This is a genomic window from Micromonospora sp. CPCC 205539 (assembly GCF_036906815.1).
Classification (GTDB): Bacteria; Actinomycetota; Actinomycetes; order Mycobacteriales; family Micromonosporaceae; genus Micromonospora.
The window spans coordinates 1-24,696 of record NZ_JBAKHW010000037.1; the positions used below are offsets into that span (position 1 = coordinate 1).

Annotated in this window: 19 protein-coding genes; 11 read left to right on the plus strand and 8 right to left on the minus strand. The window is 73.5% G+C overall.

Annotation, left to right across the window (positions count from 1 at the left end):
* Positions 1 to 469 precede the first annotated feature (469 nt).
* Genes mnmA through V6V47_RS26045 form a run of 3 tightly spaced genes read left to right on the plus strand, consistent with a single transcriptional unit; the run spans position 470 to position 3,000 of the window.
* On the plus strand, positions 470 to 1,543 hold the full coding sequence (gene mnmA / locus V6V47_RS26035) for a tRNA 2-thiouridine(34) synthase MnmA (protein WP_334631001.1): 1,074 nt from the start codon (positions 470 to 472) through the stop codon (positions 1,541 to 1,543).
* Positions 1,544 to 1,593: 50 nt separating this feature from the next.
* Positions 1,594 to 2,598: a methionine synthase gene (locus tag V6V47_RS26040; RefSeq protein ID WP_334631002.1), complete on the plus strand. Its 1,005-nt coding sequence runs from the start codon at positions 1,594 to 1,596 to the stop codon at positions 2,596 to 2,598.
* Between the two features lie 36 nt (positions 2,599 to 2,634).
* A complete protein-coding gene (locus tag V6V47_RS26045) occupies positions 2,635 to 3,000 on the plus strand; it encodes a VOC family protein (protein ID WP_334631003.1) in 366 nt (121 codons plus the stop codon).
* Between the two features lie 39 nt (positions 3,001 to 3,039).
* Here the strand turns inward: V6V47_RS26045 and V6V47_RS26050 are convergent, their stop codons facing one another.
* Positions 3,040 to 3,666, minus strand: coding sequence for a type II toxin-antitoxin system PemK/MazF family toxin (locus V6V47_RS26050; protein WP_334631004.1), 627 nt, complete (start codon positions 3,664 to 3,666; stop codon positions 3,040 to 3,042).
* 174 nt (positions 3,667 to 3,840) lie between these two features.
* Between V6V47_RS26050 and ligA the strand changes: the two genes are divergently transcribed.
* The 4 genes from ligA to gatA all read left to right on the plus strand — a co-directional run bounded on the left by ligA (position 3,841) and on the right by gatA (position 10,779).
* The gene (gene ligA / locus V6V47_RS26055) at positions 3,841 to 5,976 is read left to right on the plus strand and encodes an NAD-dependent DNA ligase LigA (RefSeq protein WP_334631005.1); all 2,136 of its coding nucleotides are present in this window, start codon (positions 3,841 to 3,843) and stop codon (positions 5,974 to 5,976) included.
* 170 nt (positions 5,977 to 6,146) lie between these two features.
* Positions 6,147 to 8,765, plus strand: coding sequence for a bifunctional diguanylate cyclase/phosphodiesterase (locus tag V6V47_RS26060; protein ID WP_334631006.1), 2,619 nt, complete (start codon positions 6,147 to 6,149; stop codon positions 8,763 to 8,765).
* Positions 8,766 to 8,921: 156 nt separating this feature from the next.
* A complete protein-coding gene (gatC, locus tag V6V47_RS26065; protein WP_334631007.1) occupies positions 8,922 to 9,227 on the plus strand; it encodes an Asp-tRNA(Asn)/Glu-tRNA(Gln) amidotransferase subunit GatC in 306 nt (101 codons plus the stop codon).
* A gap of 76 nt (positions 9,228 to 9,303) precedes the next feature.
* Complete coding sequence (gene gatA / locus V6V47_RS26070; protein WP_334631008.1) at positions 9,304 to 10,779, plus strand: Asp-tRNA(Asn)/Glu-tRNA(Gln) amidotransferase subunit GatA; 1,476 nt, start codon at positions 9,304 to 9,306, stop codon at positions 10,777 to 10,779.
* Between the two features lie 76 nt (positions 10,780 to 10,855).
* Here gatA and V6V47_RS26075 read toward each other — a convergent pair whose 3' ends face one another.
* From V6V47_RS26075 to V6V47_RS26085, 3 genes are read right to left on the minus strand one after another with little or no spacing between them, the layout of a single operon-like run.
* The gene (locus V6V47_RS26075; protein WP_334631009.1) at positions 10,856 to 11,410 is read right to left on the minus strand and encodes a hypothetical protein; all 555 of its coding nucleotides are present in this window, start codon (positions 11,408 to 11,410) and stop codon (positions 10,856 to 10,858) included.
* The gene (locus tag V6V47_RS26080; RefSeq protein WP_334631010.1) at positions 11,407 to 11,643 is read right to left on the minus strand and encodes a hypothetical protein; all 237 of its coding nucleotides are present in this window, start codon (positions 11,641 to 11,643) and stop codon (positions 11,407 to 11,409) included. The genes V6V47_RS26075 and V6V47_RS26080 overlap by 4 nt, the downstream gene beginning before the upstream one ends.
* Positions 11,640 to 11,897: a hypothetical protein gene (locus tag V6V47_RS26085; protein ID WP_334631011.1), complete on the minus strand. Its 258-nt coding sequence runs from the start codon at positions 11,895 to 11,897 to the stop codon at positions 11,640 to 11,642. The genes V6V47_RS26080 and V6V47_RS26085 overlap by 4 nt, the downstream gene beginning before the upstream one ends.
* Before the next feature lie 140 nt (positions 11,898 to 12,037).
* Between V6V47_RS26085 and gatB the strand changes: the two genes are divergently transcribed.
* Positions 12,038 to 13,537: an Asp-tRNA(Asn)/Glu-tRNA(Gln) amidotransferase subunit GatB gene (gene gatB, locus V6V47_RS26090; protein ID WP_334631012.1), complete on the plus strand. Its 1,500-nt coding sequence runs from the start codon at positions 12,038 to 12,040 to the stop codon at positions 13,535 to 13,537.
* Between the two features lie 112 nt (positions 13,538 to 13,649).
* Positions 13,650 to 16,007: a transketolase-like TK C-terminal-containing protein gene (locus tag V6V47_RS26095; protein ID WP_334631013.1), complete on the plus strand. Its 2,358-nt coding sequence runs from the start codon at positions 13,650 to 13,652 to the stop codon at positions 16,005 to 16,007.
* A gap of 19 nt (positions 16,008 to 16,026) precedes the next feature.
* Here V6V47_RS26095 and V6V47_RS26100 read toward each other — a convergent pair whose 3' ends face one another.
* The 3 genes from V6V47_RS26100 to V6V47_RS26110 all read right to left on the minus strand — a co-directional run bounded on the left by V6V47_RS26100 (position 16,027) and on the right by V6V47_RS26110 (position 20,581).
* Complete coding sequence (locus tag V6V47_RS26100) at positions 16,027 to 17,511, minus strand: metallophosphoesterase (RefSeq protein ID WP_334631014.1); 1,485 nt, start codon at positions 17,509 to 17,511, stop codon at positions 16,027 to 16,029.
* On the minus strand, positions 17,511 to 18,680 hold the full coding sequence (locus V6V47_RS26105; protein ID WP_334631015.1) for a PQQ-dependent sugar dehydrogenase: 1,170 nt from the start codon (positions 18,678 to 18,680) through the stop codon (positions 17,511 to 17,513). Before V6V47_RS26105 ends, V6V47_RS26100 begins: the two co-directional genes overlap by 1 nt.
* 83 nt (positions 18,681 to 18,763) lie before the next feature.
* Positions 18,764 to 20,581: a SpoIIE family protein phosphatase gene (locus tag V6V47_RS26110; protein WP_334631016.1), complete on the minus strand. Its 1,818-nt coding sequence runs from the start codon at positions 20,579 to 20,581 to the stop codon at positions 18,764 to 18,766.
* 179 nt (positions 20,582 to 20,760) lie between these two features.
* Here V6V47_RS26110 and V6V47_RS26115 point away from each other — a divergent pair, with 179 nt between their 5' ends.
* On the plus strand, positions 20,761 to 21,687 hold the full coding sequence (locus V6V47_RS26115; RefSeq protein WP_334631017.1) for a 2-hydroxyacid dehydrogenase: 927 nt from the start codon (positions 20,761 to 20,763) through the stop codon (positions 21,685 to 21,687).
* Here the strand turns inward: V6V47_RS26115 and V6V47_RS26120 are convergent.
* Positions 21,681 to 22,073, minus strand: coding sequence for a PH domain-containing protein (locus V6V47_RS26120; RefSeq protein WP_334631018.1), 393 nt, complete (start codon positions 22,071 to 22,073; stop codon positions 21,681 to 21,683). The two genes, V6V47_RS26115 and V6V47_RS26120, sit on opposite strands and share 7 nt — an antisense overlap.
* A 223-nt stretch (positions 22,074 to 22,296) precedes the next feature.
* On the opposite strand from V6V47_RS26120, the gene V6V47_RS26125 reads away from it, so the two are divergent.
* Positions 22,297 to 24,669 carry a GGDEF domain-containing phosphodiesterase gene (locus tag V6V47_RS26125; protein ID WP_334631019.1) on the plus strand — a complete coding sequence of 791 codons (2,373 nt, stop codon included), beginning with the start codon at positions 22,297 to 22,299 and terminating at the stop codon, positions 24,667 to 24,669.
* Positions 24,670 to 24,696 lie beyond the last annotated feature (27 nt).

Sequence of the window (24,696 nt, forward strand, 5' to 3'; positions counted from 1 at the left end):
CCGCGGCGCCGCGGCTCCGCGCTGCACTGCCGCGCCGCGCTCCCGCGCCGCGCCGCGCTGCCGCGCCGCGGCGCCGCGCTGCTCTGCCGCGATCTTGCACTTCCGGTCGGCCTTTTGCGGCTTATGGGGCATAGGTAGAGGCAGCAAGTGCAAGATCGCCGCGCCGGGTGGGGCGGGCCGCGCCAGGATGGGGCTCGCCGGGTCGCGCCGGGGTGGGGCGGGTCGCGCCAGGATGGGGCTCGCCGCGCCGCGCCGGGGTGGGGCGGGCCGCGCCGGGGTGGGGCGGGGCGCGTCCCGTGTCCTGCGTCGATCGTGGGGTTGTGGTGTCTCAGATTTGATGGTTGGCGGCTTTTGTGGCCTGCCTCAACTCCATGATCGACGCGGGTTGTCGTGGATCAGGTCACCCTGCGGCGGGGGCGGGGTGTGGGAGGACGGTGGGTAGGCTGAAGGGAGGGAAGGGAGTTCGCTGGTGAGGGTGTTGGCGGCGATGTCGGGCGGGGTTGACTCGGCCGTGGCGGCGGCGCGTGCGGTGGCCGCCGGGCACGATGTGACCGGGGTGCACCTCGCGTTGGCGCGCAATCCGCAGACGTACCGGACCGGGGCGCGGGGCTGCTGCACGCTCGAAGACTCCCGGGACGCCCGTCGGGCAGCCGACGTGATCGGCATCCCGTTCTACGTCTGGGACATGGCCGACCAGTTCCACGAGGACGTGGTGGACGACTTCGTCGCCGAGTACGCGGCTGGTCGTACCCCGAATCCCTGCCTGCGCTGCAACGAGAAGATCAAGTTTGCCGCGGTGCTGGACCGGGCGGTTGCTTTGGGCTTCGACGCCGTGGTGACCGGGCACCATGCCCGGCTGGGCTCGGACGGGCTGCTGCGGCGCAGCGTCGACGTGGCCAAGGACCAGTCCTACGTGCTGGCCGTGCTCACCCGCGAGCAGTTGGACCGGTCGATCTTCCCGCTCGGCGACTCGACCAAGGCGCAGGTCCGCGCCGAGGCCGCCGAGCGTGGCCTGGCGGTGGCCGACAAGCCCGACTCGCACGACATCTGCTTCATCGCCGACGGCGACACCCGAGGCTTCCTCGCCGGCCGTCTGGGCGAGGCGCCCGGCGACGTGGTGGACGCGAGCACCGGCGCGGTGGTCGGCAGCCACAGCGGCGCGTACGCGTACACCGTGGGCCAGCGGCGCGGGCTGCACCTGGACCGGCCCGCCGCGGATGGCCGGCCACGCTACGTGCTCTCCATCACCCCGAAGACCAACACCGTGACCGTCGGCCCGGCCGAGGCGCTGGAGGTGTCCCGGGTGCGTGCCCAGCGTCCGGTCTGGACGGGTGGCCCGCGACCGGACTCCCCGGTCGAGTGCGAGGTGCAGTTGCGCGCGCACGGCGACGTGGTGCCCGCCACCGTCGATCTCGACGGCGACACGCTGCACGCCGAGCTGCGCCGTCCGGTACGCGGCGTCGCCGCCGGTCAGGCCGTGGTGGCGTACCGGCCGGACCCGGCCGGCGACGTGGTCCTCGGCTCCGCCACCATCGCCGTCTGAGCGGTCGAGGTTCCCGAGCGGCCGGTGGAGACACCGGATAGCCTTCGGCCGTGACAGATCAGGCGTGGCCCTGGCCGGCCGGCGCGGCGACCGGTATCGGTTCGTTGCCCGGCACCGACATCGCCGAGGCCCAACGGGTGGTCCTCGGTGAGCTTCCCGAGCTGCCCCACCTGCCCGAGCTGCCGGCCCGTGGCCCCGGGGCCGACCTGATCGGCCGTACCGCCGGGCTGCTGGTCGAGCTGCCCGTCGAGCTGTACACGGGGCGTTGGCGGGTCGCCCCACGACCGGGCCGCGATCTGCGTCGGGCCCGTGACCTCATGGAACGCGACCTGGACCAGCTCGGCGAGCAGGCCGAGGAGTACGCCGGGACGATCAAGGTGCAGGCCGGTGGCCCACTGACCCTCGCGGCCGCCCTGGAGCTGCCGATCGGTGGCCGGCTGCTGCGTGACCCCGGCGCGGTGCGCGATCTCACCGGCTCGCTCGCCGAAGGGCTGCGCGCGCACGTCGCGGCGGTCGCCCGTCGACTGCCCCGCGCCTCGGTGCTGCTCCAGTTGGACGAGCCCTCGATGCCGACGGTGCTGGCCGGGCGGGTGCGCACCGAGAGCGGGCTGGGTGCGTACCGGGCCATGGAGTCGGTGGATGCCGCGGCGCTGTTGCGGGTGGTCGTCGAGGCGGTCGGCGTGCCGACCGTGGTGCACTGCTGCGCCCCCGACGTGCCGTTGGAGCTGATCCGTTCGACCGGCGCTGTCGGCGTCGCCCTCGACCTGGACCTGGTGAAAGACCTGGACCCGCTGGGTGAGGCGATCGACGCCGGCCTCGGGTTGTTGGCCGGGGCCGTGCCGACCCGGTCGCCGTCGGCCGGTTCCGCGCCGACCTCCGGGCAGGTCGCCGATCGGGTACGCCAGGTCTGGGATCGACTCGGCTTCCCCCGCCGGCAGCTCGCCGAGCAGGTGGTGGTCACCCCGGCCTGTGGGCTGGCCGGGGCGTCGCCGGAGTACGCCCGCGCGGTGCTCGCCGCGTGCCGGGATGCCGGGCGGCGACTCGCCGAGAGCTGAGTTTTCCTGTCGGACCCGGTGGGCAGGATGACGGTCATGATTGGACAGCTACGCACAGTGGTGATCGACTGCCCGGATCCGCGGGCGCTGGCGGCGTTCTACTCGGAGCTGCTCGGCATACCCCTGGTCGAGGATGACTGCGAGGACGACTGGGTGGTGCTGGGCGGCCCACGCGGGCAGCACCCGCGCCTCGCCTTCCAGCAGGCACTCAACCTGCGTCAAGCGGACTGGCCGGACCCGGAGCGTCCACAGCAGTTCCACCTGGACGTGACGGTGACCGACATCGAGGCCGCCGAGAAGGCGACGCTCGCGCTCGGCGCCCGTCGGCTGCCGGGCGAGGGCGAGGGCTTCCGGGTCTATGCCGACCCCGCCGGCCACCCGTTCTGCCTCTGCTGGGACTGACCCCGCCGACCCCACCCGCTGCCGCGCCGCCCGATGCGGTCAGCGGGTGGGCAGGTGGTGCAGACTGCGGACCCGCCGCCACAGGTTGGCGTCGCAGTTGCCGGCACGGTCGGCGAAGGCGTCCGGGCTGATCCGTGTCGGCTCGGTGAGACTGAGATAGCTGTCGTGCTCGGCGTCGGGATCCCAGGCCCGGGTGGGGATCGGCACGTGGTCGTCCCGGTCACTCTTGTCCTGACTGGTGATCTTCAGTACGTCGGCGCTCCGGGAGTCGACGCGCAGCACCAGACACGGCCGGACCTTCGACCCGGTGCCGTCCGCGTAGGGCACCTCGGCCCACCAGATCTCGCCCGGTGCCGGCGCGCCGGCCCCCCGATCGGTGCCGCGCGAGCCGGGTCGGGTGGCTGGCCGGTCGCTGCCCCGCGCGCCGGGCTTGGCGGCCGGCTCGCTGGTGCCGCGCGGTCGAGGCGGTGCGGGGCGGCGGCCACCGGTGCGGGCCGTGGTGCCCGACCCCGGTCGCCGGCTCGCCACCCGGTGCCGCCAGCTGTTCCACGCCCAGCCGGCGGCCACGGCCAGCAGGATCGTCATGGCCCAGAGCAGGGCTTCCGGCATGCTGACCTCCGCCTCGGGGTGACGCCGCCAGCGGCCACCGTGCGGCGATCGTCGCATGCCGTCCACTCCGCCGCTCGTCGGCCGCGCCGCCGGTTGGACTGCTGAGCTGCAGTGATCGAGGGGACGCACTGGACGGCGTGGCTGGGTGGGCGGCGGATTGTCTCACCGGCCCGCTACCGTGCCGGAGTAGCGTGATCAGGGGAGGTCGCAGGCGTGTCCGAAGGTGGCGGGGTGTCCGAGGAGCAGGTCGGTCAAGAGGTCAGCCCGGCGCAGGAGGCGGCGGCCGGCCCCGAGCCGACGCCGCAGGCGCGGGAGCAGCATGCGACGCTCAGCCGCGAGCTGACCGAGCACCAGTACCGCTACTACGTGTTGGACGCGCCGACCATCGCCGACGCCGAGTTCGACCGGCAGTTGCGCGAGCTGGAGGCGCTGGAGGGGGAGTTCCCGGCGCTGCGTACGCCGGATTCGCCGACCCAACGGGTGGGCGGCACGTTCTCCACCGACTTCACCCCGGTCACCCACGCCGAGCGGATGCTCTCGCTCGACAACGCCTTCGCCGACGAGGAGTTGGCCGCCTGGTCCGAGCGTGTCGAACGGGACGCCGGTGGGCCGGTGCCCTACCTCTGCGAGCTGAAGGTCGACGGGCTCGCGATCAACCTGACCTACGAGCGCGGCCGGCTGATCCGGGCGGCCACCCGGGGTGATGGCCGCACCGGCGAGGACGTCACCGCCAACGTGCGCAGCATCCGGGGTGTGCCCGGCGAGCTCACCCCGTCGGCCGAGTTCCCGGACGTGCCCGAGCTGCTCGAGGTCCGGGGCGAGATCTACTTTCCGATCGCCGCGTTCGCCGACCTCAACGCCGGCCTGGTGGAGCAGGGGCGGGCCCCGTTCGCCAACCCGCGCAACGCCGCTGCCGGCAGCCTCCGGCAGAAGGACCCTCGGATCACCGCCTCCCGGCCGCTGCGCCTGGTGGTGCACGGCATCGGTGCCCGGCGCGGGTTCCAGCCGGCGGCGCAGTCCGAGTCCTACACGGCGCTGAAGGCGTGGGGGCTGCCGACCAGCGACCGGTGGCGGGTGGTGCCCGACCTGGCCGGCGTCGCGGAATACATCGCCTACTACGCCGAGCACCGGCACGACGTCGAGCACGAGATCGACGGCGTGGTGGTCAAGATCGACCCGGTCTCCATCCAGGGTCGACTCGGCTCGACCAGCCGCGCCCCGCGCTGGGCGATCGCGTTCAAATACCCGCCGGAGGAGGTCACCACCAAGCTGCTCGACATCGACGTCAACGTCGGCCGCACCGGGCGGGTCACGCCGTTCGCCGTGCTGGAGCCGGTGCACGTGGCCGGCTCGACGGTCGCGCTCGCCACCCTGCACAACGCTCGCGAGGTGGAGCGCAAGGGCGTGCTGATCGGCGACACGGTGGTGCTGCGCAAGGCCGGCGACGTGATCCCCGAGGTGCTGGGCCCGGTGGTCGACCTCCGTCCCGCCGACGCCCGCCCGTTCGTGATGCCCTCGAGCTGCCCGTCCTGCGGCACCCCGCTCGCTCCGGCCAAGGAGAGCGACGTCGACATCCGCTGCCCCAACACCCGCAGCTGCCCGGCGCAGTTGCGCGAGCGGGTGTTCCACCTCGCTGGCCGGGGCGGCTTCGACATCGAGGTGCTCGGCTACAAGGGTGCGGCCGCGCTGCTCGACGCGGAGATCATCAGCGACGAGGGTGACCTCTTCCACCTCGACGCCGAGCAGCTGTCGCGGTCCCCGTTCTTCGTCAACAAGGACGGCAGCCTGGGCAGCAACGCCGTCAAGCTGCTGGACAATCTGGCGGTCGCCCGGGAGCGCGAGCTGTGGCGGGTGCTGGTGGCGCTCTCGATCCGGCACGTCGGCCCCACCGCCGCCCAGGCGCTGGCCCGGCACTTCCGCTCCATGCCGGCGATCGACGCGGCGAGCGAGGAGGAGCTCTCCTCGGTCGACGGGGTCGGGCCGACGATCGCGGCCAGCATCCGAGAGTGGTTCGCCGTGGACTGGCACCGCGAAGTGGTCGACAAGTGGACCGCGGCGGGCGTCCGGATGGCCGAGGAAGCGGTCGACGAGGGGCCACGTCCGCTGGAGGGGCTGACCGTGGTGGTGACCGGCACACTCGCCAGCTTCTCGCGGGACCAGGCCGCCGAGGCCGTGCAGAGTCGGGGCGGCAAGGTCAGCGGGTCGGTCTCCAAGAAGACGAGCTTCGTCGTGGTGGGTGACAACCCGGGCTCCAAGGCCGACAAGGCGGCCAGCCTCAAGGTGCCGGTGCTGGACGAGGACGGGTTCCGGGTGCTGCTGGACGCCGGCCCGGACGCCGCACGAGAGGTTGCCCAAGTCGAGGGCTGAGCGGTGTTGAGTGGGCGACGCGCCCGAGGCGCCGACGGCTGGCCGCGTATACCAACTTAATTACGACTACGACCGATTCGTGACTGTCATACCGGGAAACCTGGGCCTGGGGGCGTTTCATTGGGTCACGGCGTGCGCACGGGCACGCCGACCGTCGGTCGGGAGGTGTAGTGGAGGTCGCCGACCCGCGCAACTCCGTCCCGCCCGGGCGAGTGGCGCCGTTCGCCACCTTCATCACCGGCATCCTCGTGGTCGCCGTGCTGACCGCGGCCGGTCCACTCGCGACGCTCCCGGACCGGCTGCCCCGGCTGCCGGTGGCGTTCTGGACGATGGCCGCGCTCGCCGTGATCTGCGATGCCCGTCCGTTCGTCCCCCCGGGCCGCCGGCACTCCTCCGCGGTCTTCCCCTCGACCTGCTTCACCTTCGCGATCCTGCTCGGCTGGGGGCTCGGCCCGGCGGTGGCGGTGCAGGCCGTCGGGGTGGTCGTCGCGGGTTGGCGGATGCGGCACGCCGCGTGGCGGACGGCCTTCAACGTCGGCCAGTACGCCTGCGCACTCGCCGCCGCGTACGGGGTCACCCAGCTCGGGCCGGGCCCCATCTTCTCGGACGGTCGGCTGCACTGGACCGACCTGGCCGCCGTCGGCGGTGCCACGGTGGCCTGGTTCGCGGTCAACTACGGCCTGGTCAGCTGGGCCGTGCGGCTGCGCTTCGGTGACCGGTGGTGGCCCACCGTCCGGCAGGGCATCGGCTTCGAGCTGCTCTCCACCGGCTCCCTGTTGCTGCTCGCCCCGGTGCTGGTGGCCGCCGCGCGCACCAGCGCGGCGCTGATCCCGCTGGTGCTGGTGCCTCTCTTCGCCGTGTACCGGATGGCCCGGCTCACCGTCGAGCAGCAGCATCTCGCCGCCGCCGACCCGCTCACCGGGCTGCCCAACCGCAAGGCCCTGCTGGCCGAGGTGGCCGAGCAGGTGCACCTGCACGCCGACCGAGTGGCCCGTGGCGACCCCGACGGGCACCTGGCGCTGCTGCTGATCGACCTGGACCGCTTCAAGACCGTCAACGACGCGCTCGGGCACGCGGTGGGCGACCGGCTGCTGGTCGAGGTCAGCGCCCGGCTCGGCGAGTTGGAGCCCCGGCCGCAGATGATCGCCCGGCTGGGCGGGGACGAGTTCGCCATCGTGATGACCGGGCTGACCGACGCCGGTCAGGCACGGGAGCTGGCCGACCGGGTGGTCGGTGCGCTGGCCGAGCCCGTGCCGCTGGACGGGCTGCCCCTGGACGTGGGCGGTTCGATCGGCATCGCCCTGTTCCCCGAGCACGGCGAGGATTTCGCCACCCTGATGCGCCACGCCGACGTGGCGATGTACGACGCGAAGCACCGCAACGACACGGTGGCCGTCTACGCCCCGGAGTCCGACCACAACTCCGCTGAGCGGCTCGGCCTCCTCGCCGACCTGCGTCGGGTGCTGGAGTCCAGCCCATCGGCCGACGGTCCGCCCGACGCGCGGCAGGCCGGCGGGGACGGCGCGCACGCCGCACCGGCTGAGCCGGCTGATCCCGAGCGGACTGCCGACGTACCCCTCGGGTCGTCGTCGGAGGTGCGCGGCGGTGACGGCGCGGCGCTGCCCACCGGAGACGTGCCTGCCGCCGGTGCCGCGCCGCACGCGGCCGCGTCGCCGGTGATCGCCGCGGTGTCGCCGGCGCTCGGCGGCCGCTGGTGGAGTCGCCGTCGACGGCCGGGCACGGAGCTGGTGCACGCCGACGAGCTGATCAACCGGATCGCCACCGGGGCCGACCCGATCCGTGGCCGGAACGCCCGTGCCACGATCCCCGGCACCCGCCCGCACGCGCCGCGACCCGGGATCGGGCGGCGACCTCCGAACGGGAGTGCGGTGCCTGCTCCGCCGCTCGATGCCGGCCCTGCCGCGGGCGACGACGTCGGGCTGGGCACCCCGGCCGAGCGGCCGTCGTCGGCGGGCTGGGCGCACCCGGACGGCGAGTCCGTCGGCGACGCCGGTGAGATCACGATGTATTACCAGCCGCAGATCGCCATCGCCACCGGCGAGGTGGTCGGCGTCGAGGCGCTGCTGCGCTGGCGGCACCCCCGGCGGGGGATGGTCGACCCGGAGGAGCTGATCCGGGTCGCCGAGCAGAGCGCGGTGATGCGGCTGCTGACCCGGCGGGTCGTGGACGACGTCGTGGAGCAGCTCGCCAAGTGGTCGGCGGCCGGCATCGGGCTGCGGGCGGCGCTGAACGTGAGCGTGCGTGACCTGCACACCGGTGAGATAGCCGATCAGATCGCCGATCGGCTGGCCCGCTACGAGGTGCCGGCCGAGCGGCTGCAACTGGAGATCACCGAGGGTGCCCTGATGGCCGACCCGCGCCGGGTCCTGGCCACCATCTCCCGGCTGCACGGGCTCGGGGTGGCCATCGCGCTGGACGACTTCGGCACCGGGTACTCCTCAATGCAACACCTGCGTCGGCTGCCGCTCTCCGAGGTGAAGGTCGACCGCTCGTTCGTGCTCGGCATGGCCGACGACGCCGACGACGCGGCGATCGTCCGGTCGATGATCGAGTTGGCCGGGGCGCTCGGGCTGCGGGTCGTCGCCGAGGGGGTGGAGGACGAGCGGACCTGGCGGATGCTGCACGCGGCCGGCTGTGACGCCGCGCAGGGCTGGTTCTACGCCCGACCGATGCCCGCCGAGGAGTTGGTCACCTGGCTGGCCCGGTACCGGCCGGTCCGCCCGACCGGCGGCCCGGAGCCGGACGCCGGCCGTCGCCCCGCCCGCTGACCCGCCCGCTGCGGCGGCCGACGGACCGGCGGAGGGGGAGTCGGGGACGCGGCACCGGAGCGGAACAATAGACTCGCTCCGGTCACCGCGCGTCACGCTCCACCGCCGCGCGGCCGGCACATCGCCCGACCAGCAGGACATCAGAAGGGGGCACGGATGGCCGCCATCTCCCGCGAGGAGGTCGCGCACCTGGCGCGCCTGTCGCGGCTCGCCGTCACCGAGGAGGAGCTGGACACGTTCGCCGGCCAGCTCGACGTGATCCTCCAGGCGGTCGCCCAGGTCGGCGAGGTCGCCGCCGTGGACATCCCGCCGACCTCGCACTCGGTGCCGCTGACCAACATCCTGCGGGAGGACGTCGTCACGCCGTGCCTGACCCCGCAGGAGGCGCTGTCGGGCGCGCCCGACGCCGAGGACCAGCGATTCCGCGTGCCGCGGATCCTGAGTGAGGATGTGGCGTCATGAGCGGGCGGCAGCGAGCGAATCATCGATGCGGCGCGCTGATGCCTCGTGGCGTCGCGGAGCGAAGCGGAGTGACGGCATGAGTGATCTCACCAGAATGACCGCGGCGGAGATCGCTGCGCTGGTCGCCGGCGGCGAGACCTCCGCCGTCGAGGTGACCCAGGCGCACCTGGACCGGATCGCCGAGGTCGACGACCGGGTCCATGCCTTCCTGCACGTGGACGCCGACGGCGCGCTGGCCGCGGCCAGCGCGGTGGACGAGCGTCGAGCGGCCGGCGAGGAGCTGGGCCCGCTGGCCGGCGTTCCGGTCGCCGTGAAGGACGTGCTCGCCACCCGGGGTGTGCCGACCACCGTGGGGTCGAAGATCCTGGAGGGTTGGCGCCCGCCGTACGACGCGACGATCGTGCAGCGCCTGCGCGACGCCGGCACCGTGATGCTCGGCAAGACCAACATGGACGAGTTCGCGATGGGCTCCTCCACCGAATACTCGGCGTACGGCCCCACGCACAACCCGTGGGACCTGAGCCGGATCCCGGGCGGTTCGGGTGGCGGCAGCGCCGCCGCGCTGGCCGCGTACGAGGCGCCGCTGGCGATCGGCTCGGACACCGGCGGTTCGATCCGCCAGCCTGGCGCGGTCACCGGCACCGTCGGCGCGAAGCCCACCTACGGCGGCACGTCCCGCTACGGGCTGGTCGCGTTCTCCTCGTCGCTGGACACTCCCGGCCCGTGTGCCCGTACGGTGCTCGACGCGGCCCTGCTGCACCAGGTCATCGCCGGGCACGACCCGCGCGACTCCACCTCGATCCCCCTGCCGGTGCCGGACGTGGTGGCGGCGGCGAAGCTCGGCGCGACCGGCGACCTGACCGGCGTACGGCTCGGCATCGTGAGCGAGTTCGTCGGCGAGGGTGCCGAGCCGGGTGTGATGACCGCGTTCCGCGAGTCGGTGGACGCGCTCACCAAGATGGGCGCCGAGATCGTCGAGATCTCCTGCCCGACCTTCGGCTACGCGCTGCCGGCGTACTACCTGATCGCGCCGAGCGAGTGCTCCTCCAACCTGGCCCGGTTCGATGGCGTCCGGTTCGGCCTGCGGGTCGGCGACGACGGCAACCGGTCGCTGGAGGAGGTCATGTCGCTGACCCGCGAGGCCGGCTTCGGCCCGGAGGTCAAGCGCCGCATCATGCTCGGCACGTACGCTCTGTCGTCGGGCTACTACGAGGCGTACTACGGGCAGGCGCAGAAGGTCCGGACGTTGATCACCCGGGACTTCACCGCCGCTTTCGAGCAGGTGGACGCGCTGATCTCGCCGACCACCCCGTTCACGGCCTTCCCGATCGGCGCCCGCACCTCGGACCCGTACCAGATGTACCTGGCCGATCTGTTCACCATCCCGACCAACCTGTACGGCGGACCGGGCATCTCGGTGCCCTGCGGCCTCTCCGACGGCCTGCCCGTCGGCCTTCAGGTGATGGCCCCCACGATGGCCGACGACCGGATGTACCGGGTCGCCGCCGCGTTGGAGTCCGCGGTCGGCACGTTCACCCCGCCGACGCTCTAGCTCGGATGTCACCGCATCGGCGCCGAGGGACATGTCCCTCGGCGCCGATCGCGCGTCCGGGCAGGCGGGCGTCGTATCACGGCTGGCTCGGCGGCCCGGCGAGGTAGCGGCGGGCCTCCCGCAGACCACGCCAGCGGAACCAGGCGAGTCCTCCCCAGCCCAGGATCGCCAGTACGGCCAGCACGCGGGTGAACGGGTTGACCGGGCTCACCAGGGACCCCAGTTGGCTGAGGAGGCCCACCGCGAACAGCAACAGCAGCCAGCGTTGACTGACCCGGGTTCGCGCCTCCTTGCGAGCCAGCGCGTCCAGGCGAGGGTCGTCGGTGGACCCGTCGCGTAGCGCCTGCGCCATCCGCCGCCGCGTCGTCCGGTCGGCACCGGCCGTCCGGGGTAGCCGCCTCAGCAGCCGGCGGCCGAAGACGAGGGCGACGGCCGCGCCGACCAATGGAGGGATGAGCATCAGCCCGAACGACCCGAGCAGTTGATCGGACTTCACGCTGCCCGGGCTGACAAAGGTGGCGGTGCCCAGCACGGCCGCGCCGACCACGACGAGCGCGGCGATGGCGTAGGTGCTGCGGTCCGGCCTCTGCGTCACCTGCTCGTCGGTGGCGCCAGGTCCCTCGGCGGTCACCGCCGCCCTCGCTCCGGAGGCCGCCGGTTCAGCAGGTGCACCACGGCGTACGCGATCGCCACCGCGACCATCCCGGGCAGCGCAACACCGAGCACCAACGCGGCCGCCGAGTCCGGGTTCCGGTCCTCTCCGGCGGCGAGCCAACTGATCACGGTGACCACGGCGGCCACCGCCCACACCGCGACGACCGCGAGGATCGCCGGTCGGGCCGACGCCACGCGTGCCGGCCTCACGACTTCTCCCGGCCGCGCTCGCGCGAGTCCACCCACCTGCCCGCCGCCCTGGCGGCGGGCCACACCAGGAACGGGATGGCGAGCAGGAGCACCAGGAGCCCAAGGTCTCCCGGCGTCCGCTCACCGCCGGCGGCAAGCCAGAGGACCAGCGTCACCACCCACGCGGCCAGCACCGTCAGCAGGAACCGCCCGGTGTTGTTCCGTTGCCCCGACCCGGCCTGTCGGAGAGATCGATCATTCCCCGTATTCGTCATGGTCGACAGATACCCACGTGTCGGCGCGGACACACCCGGTCACGACCACTGCCGGTGTCTCGGGGAAACCCGGGCGACAGGCGGCCCGACAACCCCATTAGGCTGGACAGGTTCTGTCCGGATCGCGTCTGGAGCGTCTCATGACCACGACACTGCCCGCGTACGACGAGGTCGTCGCGCGCTACGAACCGGTGATCGGCCTCGAGACCCACGTCGAGCTGGGCACGAACACCAAGATGTTCTGTGGCTGCCCGACCGACTTCGGTGGCGAGCCGAACACCCGGGTCTGCCCGGTCTGCCTGGGTCTGCCCGGCTCGCTGCCGGTGGCCAACAAGGCGGCCATCGAGGCGATCATCCGGATCGGTCTGGCGTTGAACTGCTCGATCGCGGAGTGGTGCCGGTTCGCCCGGAAGAACTACTTCTACCCGGACATGCCGAAGAACTTCCAGATCAGCCAGTACGACGAGCCGATCTGTGTCGACGGTTACCTGGACGTCGAGGTCAACGGCGAGACGGTGCGGATCGAGATCGAGCGGGTGCACCTGGAGGAGGACACCGGCAAGACGCTGCACGTCGGCGGCGCCACCGGTCGTATCCACGGTGCGACCGAGTCGCTGGTCGACTACAACCGCGCCGGTATCCCGCTGGTCGAGATCGTCACCCGGCCCATCCCGGGCACCGGCGCGCTCGCTCCCGACGTGGCTCGGGCGTACGTCGGTGAGCTGCGGGACGTGATCCGTACGCTCGGCGTCTCCGACGTGCGGATGGAGGAGGGTTCGCTGCGCTGCGACGTGAACACCTCGCTCAACCTGCCCGGTCAGGAGTGGGGCACCCGCACCGAGACCAAGAACGTCAACTCGCTGCGCGCGGTGGAGCGGGCGGTCCGCTCGGAGATGCTGCGGCAGGCGTCGGTGCTCGACGCCGGTGGCCGGATCACGCAGGAGACCCGGCACTTCCACGAGGACACCGGCGAGACCACCCCGGGCCGCTCGAAGGAGACGGCGACCGACTACCGGTACTTCCCGGAGCCGGACCTGGTGCCGCTGGCACCGGACGCGGCCTGGGTCGCCGAGCTGAAGGCCGCCCTGCCGGAGCTGCCCCGGGTGCACCGGCGTCGGCTCCAGCAGCAGTGGGGCCTGTCCGACCTGGACATGCAGTCGGTGCTGAACGCGGGCGCGGTCGAGCTGATCGAGGCCACGGTCGCCGCCGGCACCACCCCGGCCGCCGCCCGTAAGTGGTGGCTCGGCGAGCTGTCCCGCCGGGCCAACGAGAGCGGTGTCGAGCTGGCCGACATCGGTGCCACCCCCGCCCAGGTCGCCGAGCTGCAGGGGCTGGTCGACGCCGGCAAGCTCAACGACAAGATGGCCCGTACGGTGCTGGAGGGCGTGGTCGACGGCGAGGGTTCGCCCACCGAGATCATGACCAGTCGGGGCCTGGAGGTCGTCTCGGACACCGGCGCGCTCACCGCCGCCGTGGACGAGGCGATCGCCGCCAACCCCGCCATCGCGGACAAGATCCGTAGTGGCAAGGTCGCCGCGGTCGGCGCGCTCGTCGGCGCGGTCATGAAGACCACCCGCGGTCAGGCCGACGCGAAGACGCTGCGTGAGCTGATCCTGGAGCGCCTCGGCGTGCAGGGCTGACAACCCGGATCGGGCCGCCGCCGTGACCCGGCGGCGGCCCAGCACCATGCGCGGCCACCCCCGCCGCCTCCCCTCGCGTGGGCGTCAACGGCGACGCCCGGATGGAGCCACCGTGAACGAGCACGACCTCGACGTCCTCGACGAGATCCAGCGGCGGGTGCTCTGGCTCGCCACCCGGATCGTGGACGCCGCCAACCACGACCGGGCCACCGGCGACGGCGTGAAGGTCGGCGGGCATCAGGCGTCCAGCGCGTCGCTGGTCACCGCGATGACCGCGCTCTGGTTCGCGCACCTGGACGCCGAGGACCGGGTGGCGGTCAAGCCGCACGCCTCCCCGGTGTTCCACGCCATCCAATACCTGCTCGGCAACCTGGACCGCTCGTACCTGCCCCGACTGCGGGCGCGCGGTGGTCTCCAGTCGTACCCGTCGCGCACGAAGGACCCCGACGAGGTGGACTTCTCCACCGGTTCGGTCGGTCTGGGCGCGGCGGCGCCGCTGTTCGCGGCCGCCACCCGGCGCTACGTCGACGCGCACTTCGGGGCCCGTCCGCACTCCCGGTTCGTCGCGCTGATCGGCGACGCCGAGTTGGACGAGGGCAACATCTGGGAGGCGGTCGCCGACCCGGCCACCACCGGCCTGGGCAACGTCATGTGGCTGGTCGACTTCAACCGCCAGTCGCTGGACCGCGTGGTGCCCGGCATCCGGATCAACCAGTGGCGCGGTCAGTTCGAGGCCGCCGGCTGGCACGTCGTGGAGGTCAAGTACGGCCGCCGGCTCGCCGAGGCGTACGCCCGGCCGGGCGGCGAGGCCCTGCGCGACTGGATCGACGCGATGCCCAACGAGCAGTACCAGTCGCTGTTCGGGCTGACCGGTCCGGCGCTGCGCAAGCAGTTCCTCGACGGTGCGCCGGCCGGCATCGGGGAGTTCATCGCCGACATCACCGACGAGGAGCTGGGCCCGCTGGTCACCGACCTGGGCGGGCACGACCTGGAGGCGATGCTCGACGCGTACGCCCAGTGCGACGCGGTCACCGACCGGCCCAGCGTCGTCTTCGCGTACACCGTCAAGGGGTGGGGGTTGCCCATCGCCGGCAACCCGCGTAACCATTCGGCGCTGCTCAGCACCGACCAGGTCGACGTGTTGCGTACCGCGCAGGGGTTGACCCGGGAGACCGAGTGGGACCGCCTCGACCCGGCGTCACCCGCCGGCATCCGGGCCGGCGCCCGCCGCGAGGCGCTGTCCCGCGCGCCCCGCGAGCGGTCGTTGGGGGTCACCGTCCCGGAGAGCACGGGAGTACGCGCCAACAAGCCGATCTCCAGCCAGGAGGTCTTCGGTCGGGTGCTCGTGGACCTGGCCCGGAACCGGGAGGTGGGCCGCTACCTGGTCACCACCGCGCCGGACGTGGCCACCTCCACCAACCTGGCCGGGTTCATCAACAAGACCGGGGTGTTCGCCCCCACCGAGCAGCGTTCCTGGACCGAGGACCGGATGCTGCGCTGGACCGAGAGCCCCGCTGGGCAGCACATCGAGCTGGGTATCTCGGAGATGAACCTGTTCCTGCTGCTCGGCCAGCTCGGCCTCTCCTGGGACCTGTCCGGGCAGCCGCTGCTGCCGGTGGGGACGGTGTACGACCCGTTCGTGCTGCGCGGCCTGGACGCGTTCCTGTACGGCACCTACTCCGGCTCCCGGTTCGTGGTGGCCGGCACCCCGTCGGGCATCACCCTGGCCCCGGAGGGCGGCGCACACCAGTCCACGATCACCGCGTCGGTCGGCTTGGAGCTGCCCGGGGTGACCTTCGTCGAGCCGGCGTACGCGACCAGCCTGGACTGGCTGCTCTGCGACGCGCTCGGGCAGATCGCCGGCGGTTCGGCTCCGGCGGCGACCGCCGCGCCGACCGAGGACGGCGCGTACTACTTCCGGCTGAGCACCCGACCGCTGGACCAGGCGCCGTTCGAGGCGGCCCGGGCCCGGCTCGGCGACGCGGTGCTGCGCCGGCAGGTGGTCGCCGGGGCGTACCGGCTGGTCGACGCGCACCAGTCGTACCCGCACCTGGTCGACGCGCCGGTGGTGCAGCTCGCCGCCTCCGGTGCGGTGCTGCCCGAGGTGCTGGCCGCCGCGGCGGAGCTGGCCGAGGAGGGCGTCGCGGCGCACGTGGTGGACGTGACCTCGCTGGACCGGCTCTACCGGGCCTGGCAGCGCACCCTGCGGCAGGGCGTCCGCACCGCCACGGTGCCGAGCGTGCCGGGCGCGCTGCGGTCCGCATTCGCCGACCGGGTGCCGGTGGTGACCGTGCACGACGCGGCGTCGCACGCGATGGCCTGGCTCGGTTCGGCGGTCGGCGCACCGGCGGTGCCGCTGGGGGTGGACGAGTTCGGCCAGTCCGGCAGCGTCGCCGACCTGTACGAACTGCACGACCTGCTGCCCGGCAGCATCGTCAACGCGGCCCTGGCTGCCCTCGCCCTGCGCTGACCGTCTCGACGCCGAAGGCTCAGCGCGTCGGGGTGGGGGAGACCGAGGCGGGCGCGCCGGCGGCGGGGTTCTCCACGACGTGCCGTTCCAGGTTCACCTGGGACTGCCCGGTGCCGCCGATGGTGATGTCGTCGTAGGCCTGGAGCATCTTCTGCTGGTCGAAGTAGAGCACGCTCATCGACAGCGGGGTCGGCTTCTCACCCTCCAGGCCGCGCAGCCCCGCGCCACCGGTGGAGCCCTCCACGAGGAGCGCGGTGGGCTGCTGCCCCGGCGCCTGGGGCAGCTTGGAGACCTGCCGGGCGTGCGTGTGCCCGGCCAGCACCAGTGGGCAGGTGCCGGCGAGCGGTCCGGCCGACGCCGGGTCGTGCACCAGCGCGATGTTCACCGGTCGCGGCGAGTTGCGGATCGTGGCGGCGAGCTGCTCGCCGGCCCCGATCACCTGGTCGGCCACCTGCTGGGTCAGCCCACTGCCGGCCGGGGAGGTGTTCTTGTCGGGGGTGAAGCGCGGGTCGCCGATGCCGGCGATGGTCAGCCCGGCGACCGTGGTCGTCGCGTTGTTCAACACGATCGCGTTCGGCTGGCGGGCCACCGCGGCACCCGTGCTGCCCGAATCGTGGTTGCCGCGGATGAAGACGTACGGCTTCTTGAGCAGGCCGATCGAGGCGACGAAGGAGGCCTCCGGCTCGCTGCCCCAGTCGGTGATGTCGCCGGTATCGATGACCGCGTCGATGCCGAACTGCTCCACGACGGTCCGGATCAGCGTCCAACCGGTCGGGTTGAGGTGCATGTCGGACACGTGCAGCACGCGGGTGGTGCCCGGCGCCGGCTCGTACACCGGCAGCGCCGACACCGTGGTGTAGAGCTGACTGACGTTGCCGACCAGGCGCTCGAGCTGCTCGGCGTACTTCGTGTAGTCGTTGGCGATGCGGCGGGCGTCGCCGACGATGGCCGGCGCGTTGACCAACAGCCCCTCGTAGCGCGGCTCCTCGATCGCCTGTGGCCGTATGGTGGCCACGGCCGTGCCGAGGCTGCCGGCGGTGACCAGCAGGGCCAGCCCGCCCGCCCAGGCGGTCCGTCGCATGTCGCGGAAGACGAGGCCGGCCAGCACCAGGGTGACCAGCACCGCCGCGGCGAGGGTCCGCAGCCCGAGCCGCATCACCCCGGAGCGGACGTCCTCGACGGCGCTCTGGCTGGCCCGGGCGATGCTGGCCGGGTCGCCGATCAGCGCCTCGGTGCGCCGCTGGTCCAGTGCGCCCAGCCGCACCGTGAGGTGTGTCGGCCCGTCGTGGCTGTCCAGTTGGAGCGCGCCGAGCGGCGGCACGTCGACCGTGGTGCTGCCGTCGGTGGCCGGCGCGAGAGTGACGGTGGCCCGGAACGGGCCGATGTCGGTGTCCATCCGACCACCGCCCAGCACCCCGAGCACCACCCCGGCCAGGGCCACGGCGAGCACGGCGAGGATCACGCCGGCGCGACGCAGCGGCCCGAGCCACCGGGCGCCGTCCATCAGCTCCGACCGCCGTCGCCGCCGGCGAAGACCACCCGCAGGAGCCGGTCGTCGTCGGGTGCCGGGGTGCCCCGCCCGTCGTGGTTGGAGGTGCTGACCCAGAGCGAGCCGTCCGGTGCGGCGGCCACCGCGCGCAGCCGACCGTACCGGTCGGTGAGCAGCTCGGTGGGCTGGCCGAGCATGGTGCCGGTGTCGGTCAGCTCCAACACCCAGAGCCGCTTGGCGCGGAGGCAGGCGGTCACCAGCAGCCGGTCCGTGGCGGCCAGGCCCGAGCAGGACGCGTCCGAGGTCGCCCACTGGGTGATCGGGTCGACGTACCGTTTGTCGCCGGCCCGCCCCTCGACCTGCGGCCAGCCGTAGTTGCCGCCCTTGGTGATCTGGTTGATCTCGTCCCAGGTGTTCTGGCCGAACTCGACGGCGTACATCCGCTTGGCGGCGTCCCAGGTGAAGCCCTGCACGTTGCGGTGCCCCAGGGACCAGACCGGCGAACCGGGGTACGGGTTGCCCGGGGCCGGCTTGCCGGCCGGGGTGATCCGCAGGATCTTGCCGCCGAGGCTCTTCACGTCCTGGGCGCGCGGGCGCTCACCGGCGTCGCCGGTGCTGACGTAGAGCTGGCCGTCCGGCCCGAAGCCCAGCCCACCGCCGTTGTGCACACCGGCCTTGGGAATGCCGGTGAGGATCGGGGTGGGCTGCCCGCCGAGTTGCAGCTTGGCGACCCGGTTGTCCTGCTCGGTGGTGTAGTAGACGTAGACCGTCTTGTCCCGGTCGTAGCCGGGGGAGATGGCGATGCCGAGCAGGCCACCCTCGCCGGCCGCGGCCACGTCGCTGATCGTCTGCACCGGCCGGACCCGCAGCCCGTCCGGCCCGGACTCGGGGCCGACCTGGAGGATCCGGCCCCGGTCCCGCTCGGTGACGAGCGCGCCGCCGTCCGGGAGGAAGGCGATGGCCCACGGCACCCGGAGCCCCTTGGCCAGCACGGTCGCCACCGCCTGCTGCCCTCCGCCGGGGTCCGCCGAGGACGATGGGGTGGGCAGGTTGGGTGGCTCGCCGGCCGGGTCCGGAGCTGGCTCGCCGAAGCTGCAACCGGCGGTGACCAGCAGGGCCGCGCAGGATGCCGCGAGGGCCGCGCGCAGGCGGCGGGTGCGAGGGTACGAGGGACGGGCGCTCACCCGGCCCAGCGTAGCCCGACCGGGCGTCCCGGGCGGGGCTCGACAGGATTCGACGGCGGGGTCGGCGGTCCCGGGTGGACCGCTCAGCGGGCCCGTACGGCCAGCAGCGCGGTGTCGTCCTCACGATGCTGGATCGAGGCGAGCAGCAGGTCACACAGCTCGTCGAGGGGCAGGGTGTCGGTGCCGGTCAGCCGGTCCACCAGATCGGCCAGCCCGACGTCGATGGGCCGGTCCCGCCGCTCGATCAGCCCGTCGGTGTAGAGCAGCAGGGTGTCACCGGCCGACAGACTGGTCGACTGGCTGGTGCGCAGCACCGGCCGGGCCAGGCCGAGCAGTGGCTCCGGCGGCGCTTCGAGCGTCTCCACCGTGCCGCCGACGCGGACCAGCAGGGCCGGCGGGTGCCCGGCGTTGCACCACGTCACCGTCCGGTTGCCGGACCGCTCGGGACAGATCCGGACCAGCGTCGCGGTGGCCGCCGTCGGCAGGCGCAGACCGCTGATCGCGCCATCCAGGTGGGTCATCAGCTCCCCGACCGCGTCCGGCCGGCCGAACGCGTTGCCACGGACCAGGTTGCGCAGCTGACCCATGGTCGCCGCCGCCTCGATGTCGTGCCCGGCCACGTCCCCGATCGCCGCGATCACGTCCCCGTCGGGCTGGACGAAGGCGTCGTACCAGTCGCCGCCCACCTCTACCCGATGGGCCGCCGGCTGGTAACGCGCCGCCAACTCCATCTGCGGTACGACCGGCAGCCGCGGCAGCATGCTGTGTTGCAGCACCTCGGCGACGTGCCGCTGCTCGCCGTACATCGAGCTGTTGCCGATCGCCTGCCCGGCGCGGCGGCCGATGTCCACGGCGGTGAGCAGGTCACGGTCGTCGAACTGCTGGCGCTTGGCGTCGTTGACCAGGGTGATCGCGCCGAGCACGGTGCCGCCGGCGGCCCGGACCGGAACGCTGAGGTAGGAGGCGATGCCGAGCCGGTCGGCGATCGACGCCATCTCCGGATCCGTGGTGCCCCGGGACACGTCGGCCAGCGATGCGACGCCGCCGAGCCGGGGCTGACCGGTTCGCAGCACCGCCCGGATGATCGACTCCGGGCTCAATCCGGTGCGCAGCAGCTCCGCGAAGCGGTCGACGTCCGCCCTTCGGGCCGGATCGCGGTGTACCGCGGCCACCTCGCGTGGCTGACCGGTCGGCCCGACCACGGTGAGCAGACACCAGTCGGCGAGCAGCGGCACCATGGTGTCGGCGAGCCGGCGCAGCGCGGTGCCCACGTCCAGGGTGCCGGCCAGCGTCTCGCTCACCCCGGCGAGCATCTCCAGCCGCTCGTGCGCCTGCACGACCCGTCGTCGCGCCTCCTGCGCACCGTCCAACGCGATGCGCAGCCGCAGCTCCGACGAGCAGGCGGCGGCCAGGTCGGCGAGCGTCCGCAGCTGCCCGGCTGTCCAGGCGCGCGGCTTGCTGTCGATGGCGCAGAGCGAACCGAGGACCCGGCCGGCGAGGTCGGTCAGCGGCATCCCGGCGTACGCGACCACGCCGAGGTCCTCGATGGCCAGGTTGTCCCGTACCCGGGGGTAGAGCCGGGCGTCCGGCAGCACCATCGGCGCCTCGACGTCCACCACGTGCTGGCAGAACGAGTGGCTCAGCGGCGTCTGCCGGCGTTCCGCCCAGGGCTCCGGCAACCCGACCGCGCCGGGGAAGAACTGTCGGTCGGCGGAGACCAGCGAGACCAGCGCGACCGGCACGTCCAACAGGTCGCTGACCAGCCGGGCGAACCGGTCGAACGCCTCGTCCGGGGCGGCGTCCAGCCCGGTGTCGGCGAGTGCCCGTAGCCGTGCCGGGTCGCTGAGCGCCGGTGGCGGGGCGATCGCGCGCCGGGGGCGTGCGGGAGAGCCGTCGGTCATCGAGCACCTGTCTGCTGGGGCGGAGGCCGACCGGCGCTCCGACCCCTCGTTATACCTTCCCCGCGCCCGGGCCGAACCACGGTGTGCCGAGTCTCGCCTCCTCCGGCGCGCAGCGCCACCCCCGGGGCGTCGCGGGTTCGTCGCCGTGCCCGCCGCACCGGGGACTATCGTCGGCGGACGTGAAGGTATGGATTCCGCACCGGGCCGGTTTGGACCTCATCGGCGAGCTGCCGCAGGACGTGACGGTCGAGGTGGTCGAGCACGCCGACCAACTGCCGTCCCCGGTGGCCGGGGTGCGGTTCTGGGTGCCGCCGTTCCTGTCCGGCTCGGACGCGACCGCGCTGCTGCACGAGCTGCCCGATCTGGCGGTGGTGCAGCTGCTCTCCGCCGGGGCGGACGCCTGGACCAGCCGGATGCCGACTGGCGTCACGCTCTGCGACGCCCGGGGCGTGCACGACCCGTCCACCGCCGAATGGGTGGTCACCGCGATCCTGGCCCAGCTGCGCGCCTTCCCGACTTTTGTCCGGGCTCAGGCGGACCGGCGGTGGGCGTACGACGGGGTCGCTCCGACCGACGAGCTGACCGGCAAGCGGGTACTGATCGTCGGGGCCGGTTCGATCGGCACCGCGGTGCGGGCCCGGCTCGCCCCGTTCGAGGTCGACTTCACCCTGGTCGCCCGGACCGCCCGGCCCGAGCAGGGGGTGTACGCCGTCGAGGAGCTGCCCCGGCTGCTGCCCGAGGCCGACGTGGTGGTGGTGCTGGTGCCGCTCACCGACCAGACCCGTGGCCTGATCGACAAGGCGTTCCTGGCCGCGATGCCGGACGGCGCGCTGCTGGTCAACGCCGCACGGGGGCCGGTGGCACACACCGACGCGCTAGTCGCGGAGCTGGGCACCGGTCGGATCTCGGCGGCGCTGGACGTCACCGACCCGGAGCCGCTGCCCGCCGACTCGCCGCTCTGGACGATGCCGAACGTGCTGCTCACGCCGCACGTGGCCGGATCGGTGCGAGGGCTGCTGCCGCGGGCCTACCGATTGGTCGGCGACCAGGTACGCCGATTCGCCGCCGACCAGCCGCTGATCAACGCGGTCGTCGACGGCTACTGACCGGTCGACCCCGCCGCCGGGTCGGGCAGCGCCTGACCGGTGGCGGCGACCAGCCGGGGCAGGTCCGCGCCGCGGACCGCCGGCAGGACGACCTGCTGACCGTCGTCGAGCCGGGCGACCGCCCGCCCGCGCGGGTCTGTGGTGAGCTCGACGACGCGGTCCCAGCCGATCCGGCGCTGACCGGCCAGCGCCCGCAGGCGCAGCCCGTCGGCGTTGGCATCGGTGCCGGCCCGCCAGGCCCACAGCCCGACGGCGAGCGGGACGAGCAGCACCGGCAGCAGGTACGCCCGTGCGGCGGCGAGCGGCAGGGCACCGATGAAGGCGATGACCGCGGCGGCCAGGATGGCTTGGCTGTACCGGAAGCGGACCGTGTTGGACGTACTCACCCTGCGATGATCCCACCCCGGCCCGGTCCGGCTCACGGCGGGCGGTGCCGGCCGGCCTGCTCACGTCGTACAGTGACACGGGCCACTGCTTCGTTCCGGTGACTTACGCGTTACCGATTCCTCCGCCGATCGTTCTCAATCTGTTGGGCAGCGGACCACGCACCGTCCGATGCCCCGTCGCACCGTCGCACCGCCCCCGTGCCCCCTCACGAAGGCGACCGCCGTGCTCCTCGCGTACCCGTTCCGCGCTCTCGTCACTCACCAGGTGGCGCCGGAGGTCGCCGTCTCCACGGCGGTGGCGCTGCTCGTCCTCGCCGGCACCGGCGGCCTGGTTCCGCCGCCGGTGGTGATCGCGCTGGCCGGTGGCGCGGGCGCGACCCTCGCCGGGGTGCGGCTCTCCCGACTGGCCACCCGTCGTCGGGCCACGCAGCGTATGGCGGGCGTGCTGCTCGATGCGGCGGTGGTGGCGGCCGGTCTCACGGTCGCCGTGCTGCCGCTGGTCGACAGCGGGCACCGGGTCGCCGCGCTGGTCGGGTCGCTCGTGGTCGCCGTCCTGGCCGCGGCCGGGCTGACCCGGCTGCCCGGCCGGCCCCAACCGACGGTCCGGGTCCGGCTGCGCTGGCTGGTCGAGGGCATCGGCCCGGCCATTGGGCTGGCCCTCGCCGGCTGGCTGCTGCTACCCCACGACGTCGCGCCGGCCCCGGCCCGGCTGGCCGCCGTGCTGGTGCTCGGCGGGCTGGGAATGGCCGCGCTCTGTGCGTTCACCGGCCCGCACCGGCGTACGGGCGCGGCGACCTGCCGGGGTGGCGTCCTGCTCACCCTGGTCGGGTTGACGCTGCTGGCCATCCTGCCGCCCGCGGCCGCCGGGCGTGAGGCGTTGCTGGCCGTACCGCCGCTGGTCCTCGGCATGCTGCTCACCGCGCTCGGTGCGGGGGAGGCGCTGGACGCGGTTGACGTGGAGCCGGCAGCCGACCGGGTCGCACCGGCCTGGCCGCGGGCGGTGCTTCCGGCGGCGGTGCTGCTGCTCGCGGCGGGCCTCTACCTGGGCGCGGGCTGGGCACCGGACCGGACGACCGTGCTGCTGGCCCTGGCGACCGTGCCGCCACTGGTGCTGCGCGAGTTGCTGCGCGCCGGTGAGCCGTCCACCTCCGACCGGCCCGCGGCGCACCGACGGCCGACCCGCCGAGGGATCCGCCGCCGTCGCGCGGCTGCCGACGTGCCCTGGTTCGGGCTACCGGACCGTCCGGCCGGGCAGCCCGACGACGGGCCGTCCACCTCGAGCGATCTCGGGTCGACCTGGCCGCCCGAGGACGGGCCGGGCTGGTCCCCGCTGACCCGCCGGTCCGCCTCGGCGGGCAGCGCCGGCCCGGGCGACCGGGCGGCTCTGTTGGATGCCCTCGCCGCGATCGGCGACGTGCCGGAGCCGGTCGGCGCGCTGCTCCTGGTCGACCTCTACTCCGTCGACGGCGTCGGCCCCGCGCTCCGGGAGGATCTGCTGACCGACGCGGTTGGCCGGGTCCGTCCGATCGTCGGCCCCGGCGACCTGGTCACCGGATGCGCGGGTACGGGTTTCGCCGTGGTCACCGCGGCCGGCCCCGTGCTGGCGTACGCGCTCGGCACCCGCCTGCTGACCGCGCTCGCCCCGCCCTACCTGCTCGGCGGCACGGTGCTGCGGGTGCAGGCGAGCATCGGGCTGGCCGAGGTCAGCGGCGCCGGGCCGGCGGACGTGCTCCGTCAGGCCGAGCTGGCCCGGCGGCGGGCCGTGCAGCTGGGCCGGGACCGGGTCGAGTGGTACGACGCGTTCCTGGAGGAGCAGCTGGTCCGGCGGCTCGACCTGGAACGTGAGTTGCCCGGTGCGGTGGCGCGCGGCGAGTTGGACCTGGTCTACCAGCCGGTGCTCGACCTCGCCGACCGGCAGCCGGTGGGCGCCGAGGCGCTGTTGCGCTGGCGCAGCCCGGTGCTGGGCACGGTGCTGCCGGCCGAGCTGCTGCCGGTCGCCGAGGATCTGGATCTGGTCGGCGAGCTGGAGTGGTGGGTTCTGGACCGGGCCTGCCGGCAGTTGGCCGAGTGGTCGGCGGGCACCCGCGAGCTGTGGATGGCGGTCAACGTCACGACCCGGGAGCTGACCACCCCCGACTTCGTGCAGCGCACCGCGGCGGTGCTGGCCGCGTACGGGGTGCCGACGGAACGGCTGGTGATCGAGGTCGCGGAGCCGAGAGTCGCGGCTGATCTGTCGACCGTGGTGGCGCGGCTGGCCGGGCTGCGGTCGTTGGGCGTCCGCACCGCGCTGGACGATTTCCGGGCCGAGCACGCCTCACTGGCCCAGCTCCGCCGGCTGCCGATCGACCTGCTCAAGGTCGGCCCGGAGCTGGTGGGCGCCCGGCCGGACGGGCAGCCACCGCTGATCGACGTGGTGGTCAACGTCGGCGAGCGACTGGGCGTGGAGATCGTCGCCGAGGAGTTGGAGTCACCCGAGCAGGTCGAGGGCGCGCATCGGGCCGGCTGCCGGTACGGGCAGGGGTTCGCGTTGGCGCGTCCGGCCACCGCGGAGCGGGTCGAGGCGTACTTCGAGGAGTTCCCCTCGGCGTCTCGCTGACCACCGAGATGATCTACCGTCAGGTGC

Bases quoted from the DNA above. Each gene is read 5' to 3' on its own strand.
- V6V47_RS26045 (WP_334631003.1), top strand. From the start codon at position 2,635: ATGATTGGACAGCTACGCACAGTGGTGATCGACTGCCCGGATCCGCGG.
- gatB (WP_334631012.1), top strand. From the start codon at position 12,038: ATGACCACGACACTGCCCGCGTACGACGAGGTCGTCGCGCGCTACGAA.
- V6V47_RS26085 (WP_334631011.1), bottom strand. From the start codon at position 11,897: ATGACGAATACGGGGAATGATCGATCTCTCCGACAGGCCGGGTCGGGG.
- gatA (WP_334631008.1), top strand. From the start codon at position 9,304: ATGAGTGATCTCACCAGAATGACCGCGGCGGAGATCGCTGCGCTGGTC.
- V6V47_RS26110 (WP_334631016.1), bottom strand. From the start codon at position 20,581: ATGACCGACGGCTCTCCCGCACGCCCCCGGCGCGCGATCGCCCCGCCA.
- V6V47_RS26100 (WP_334631014.1), bottom strand. From the start codon at position 17,511: ATGGACGGCGCCCGGTGGCTCGGGCCGCTGCGTCGCGCCGGCGTGATC.
- gatC (WP_334631007.1), top strand. From the start codon at position 8,922: ATGGCCGCCATCTCCCGCGAGGAGGTCGCGCACCTGGCGCGCCTGTCG.
- V6V47_RS26050 (WP_334631004.1), bottom strand. From the start codon at position 3,666: ATGCGACGATCGCCGCACGGTGGCCGCTGGCGGCGTCACCCCGAGGCG.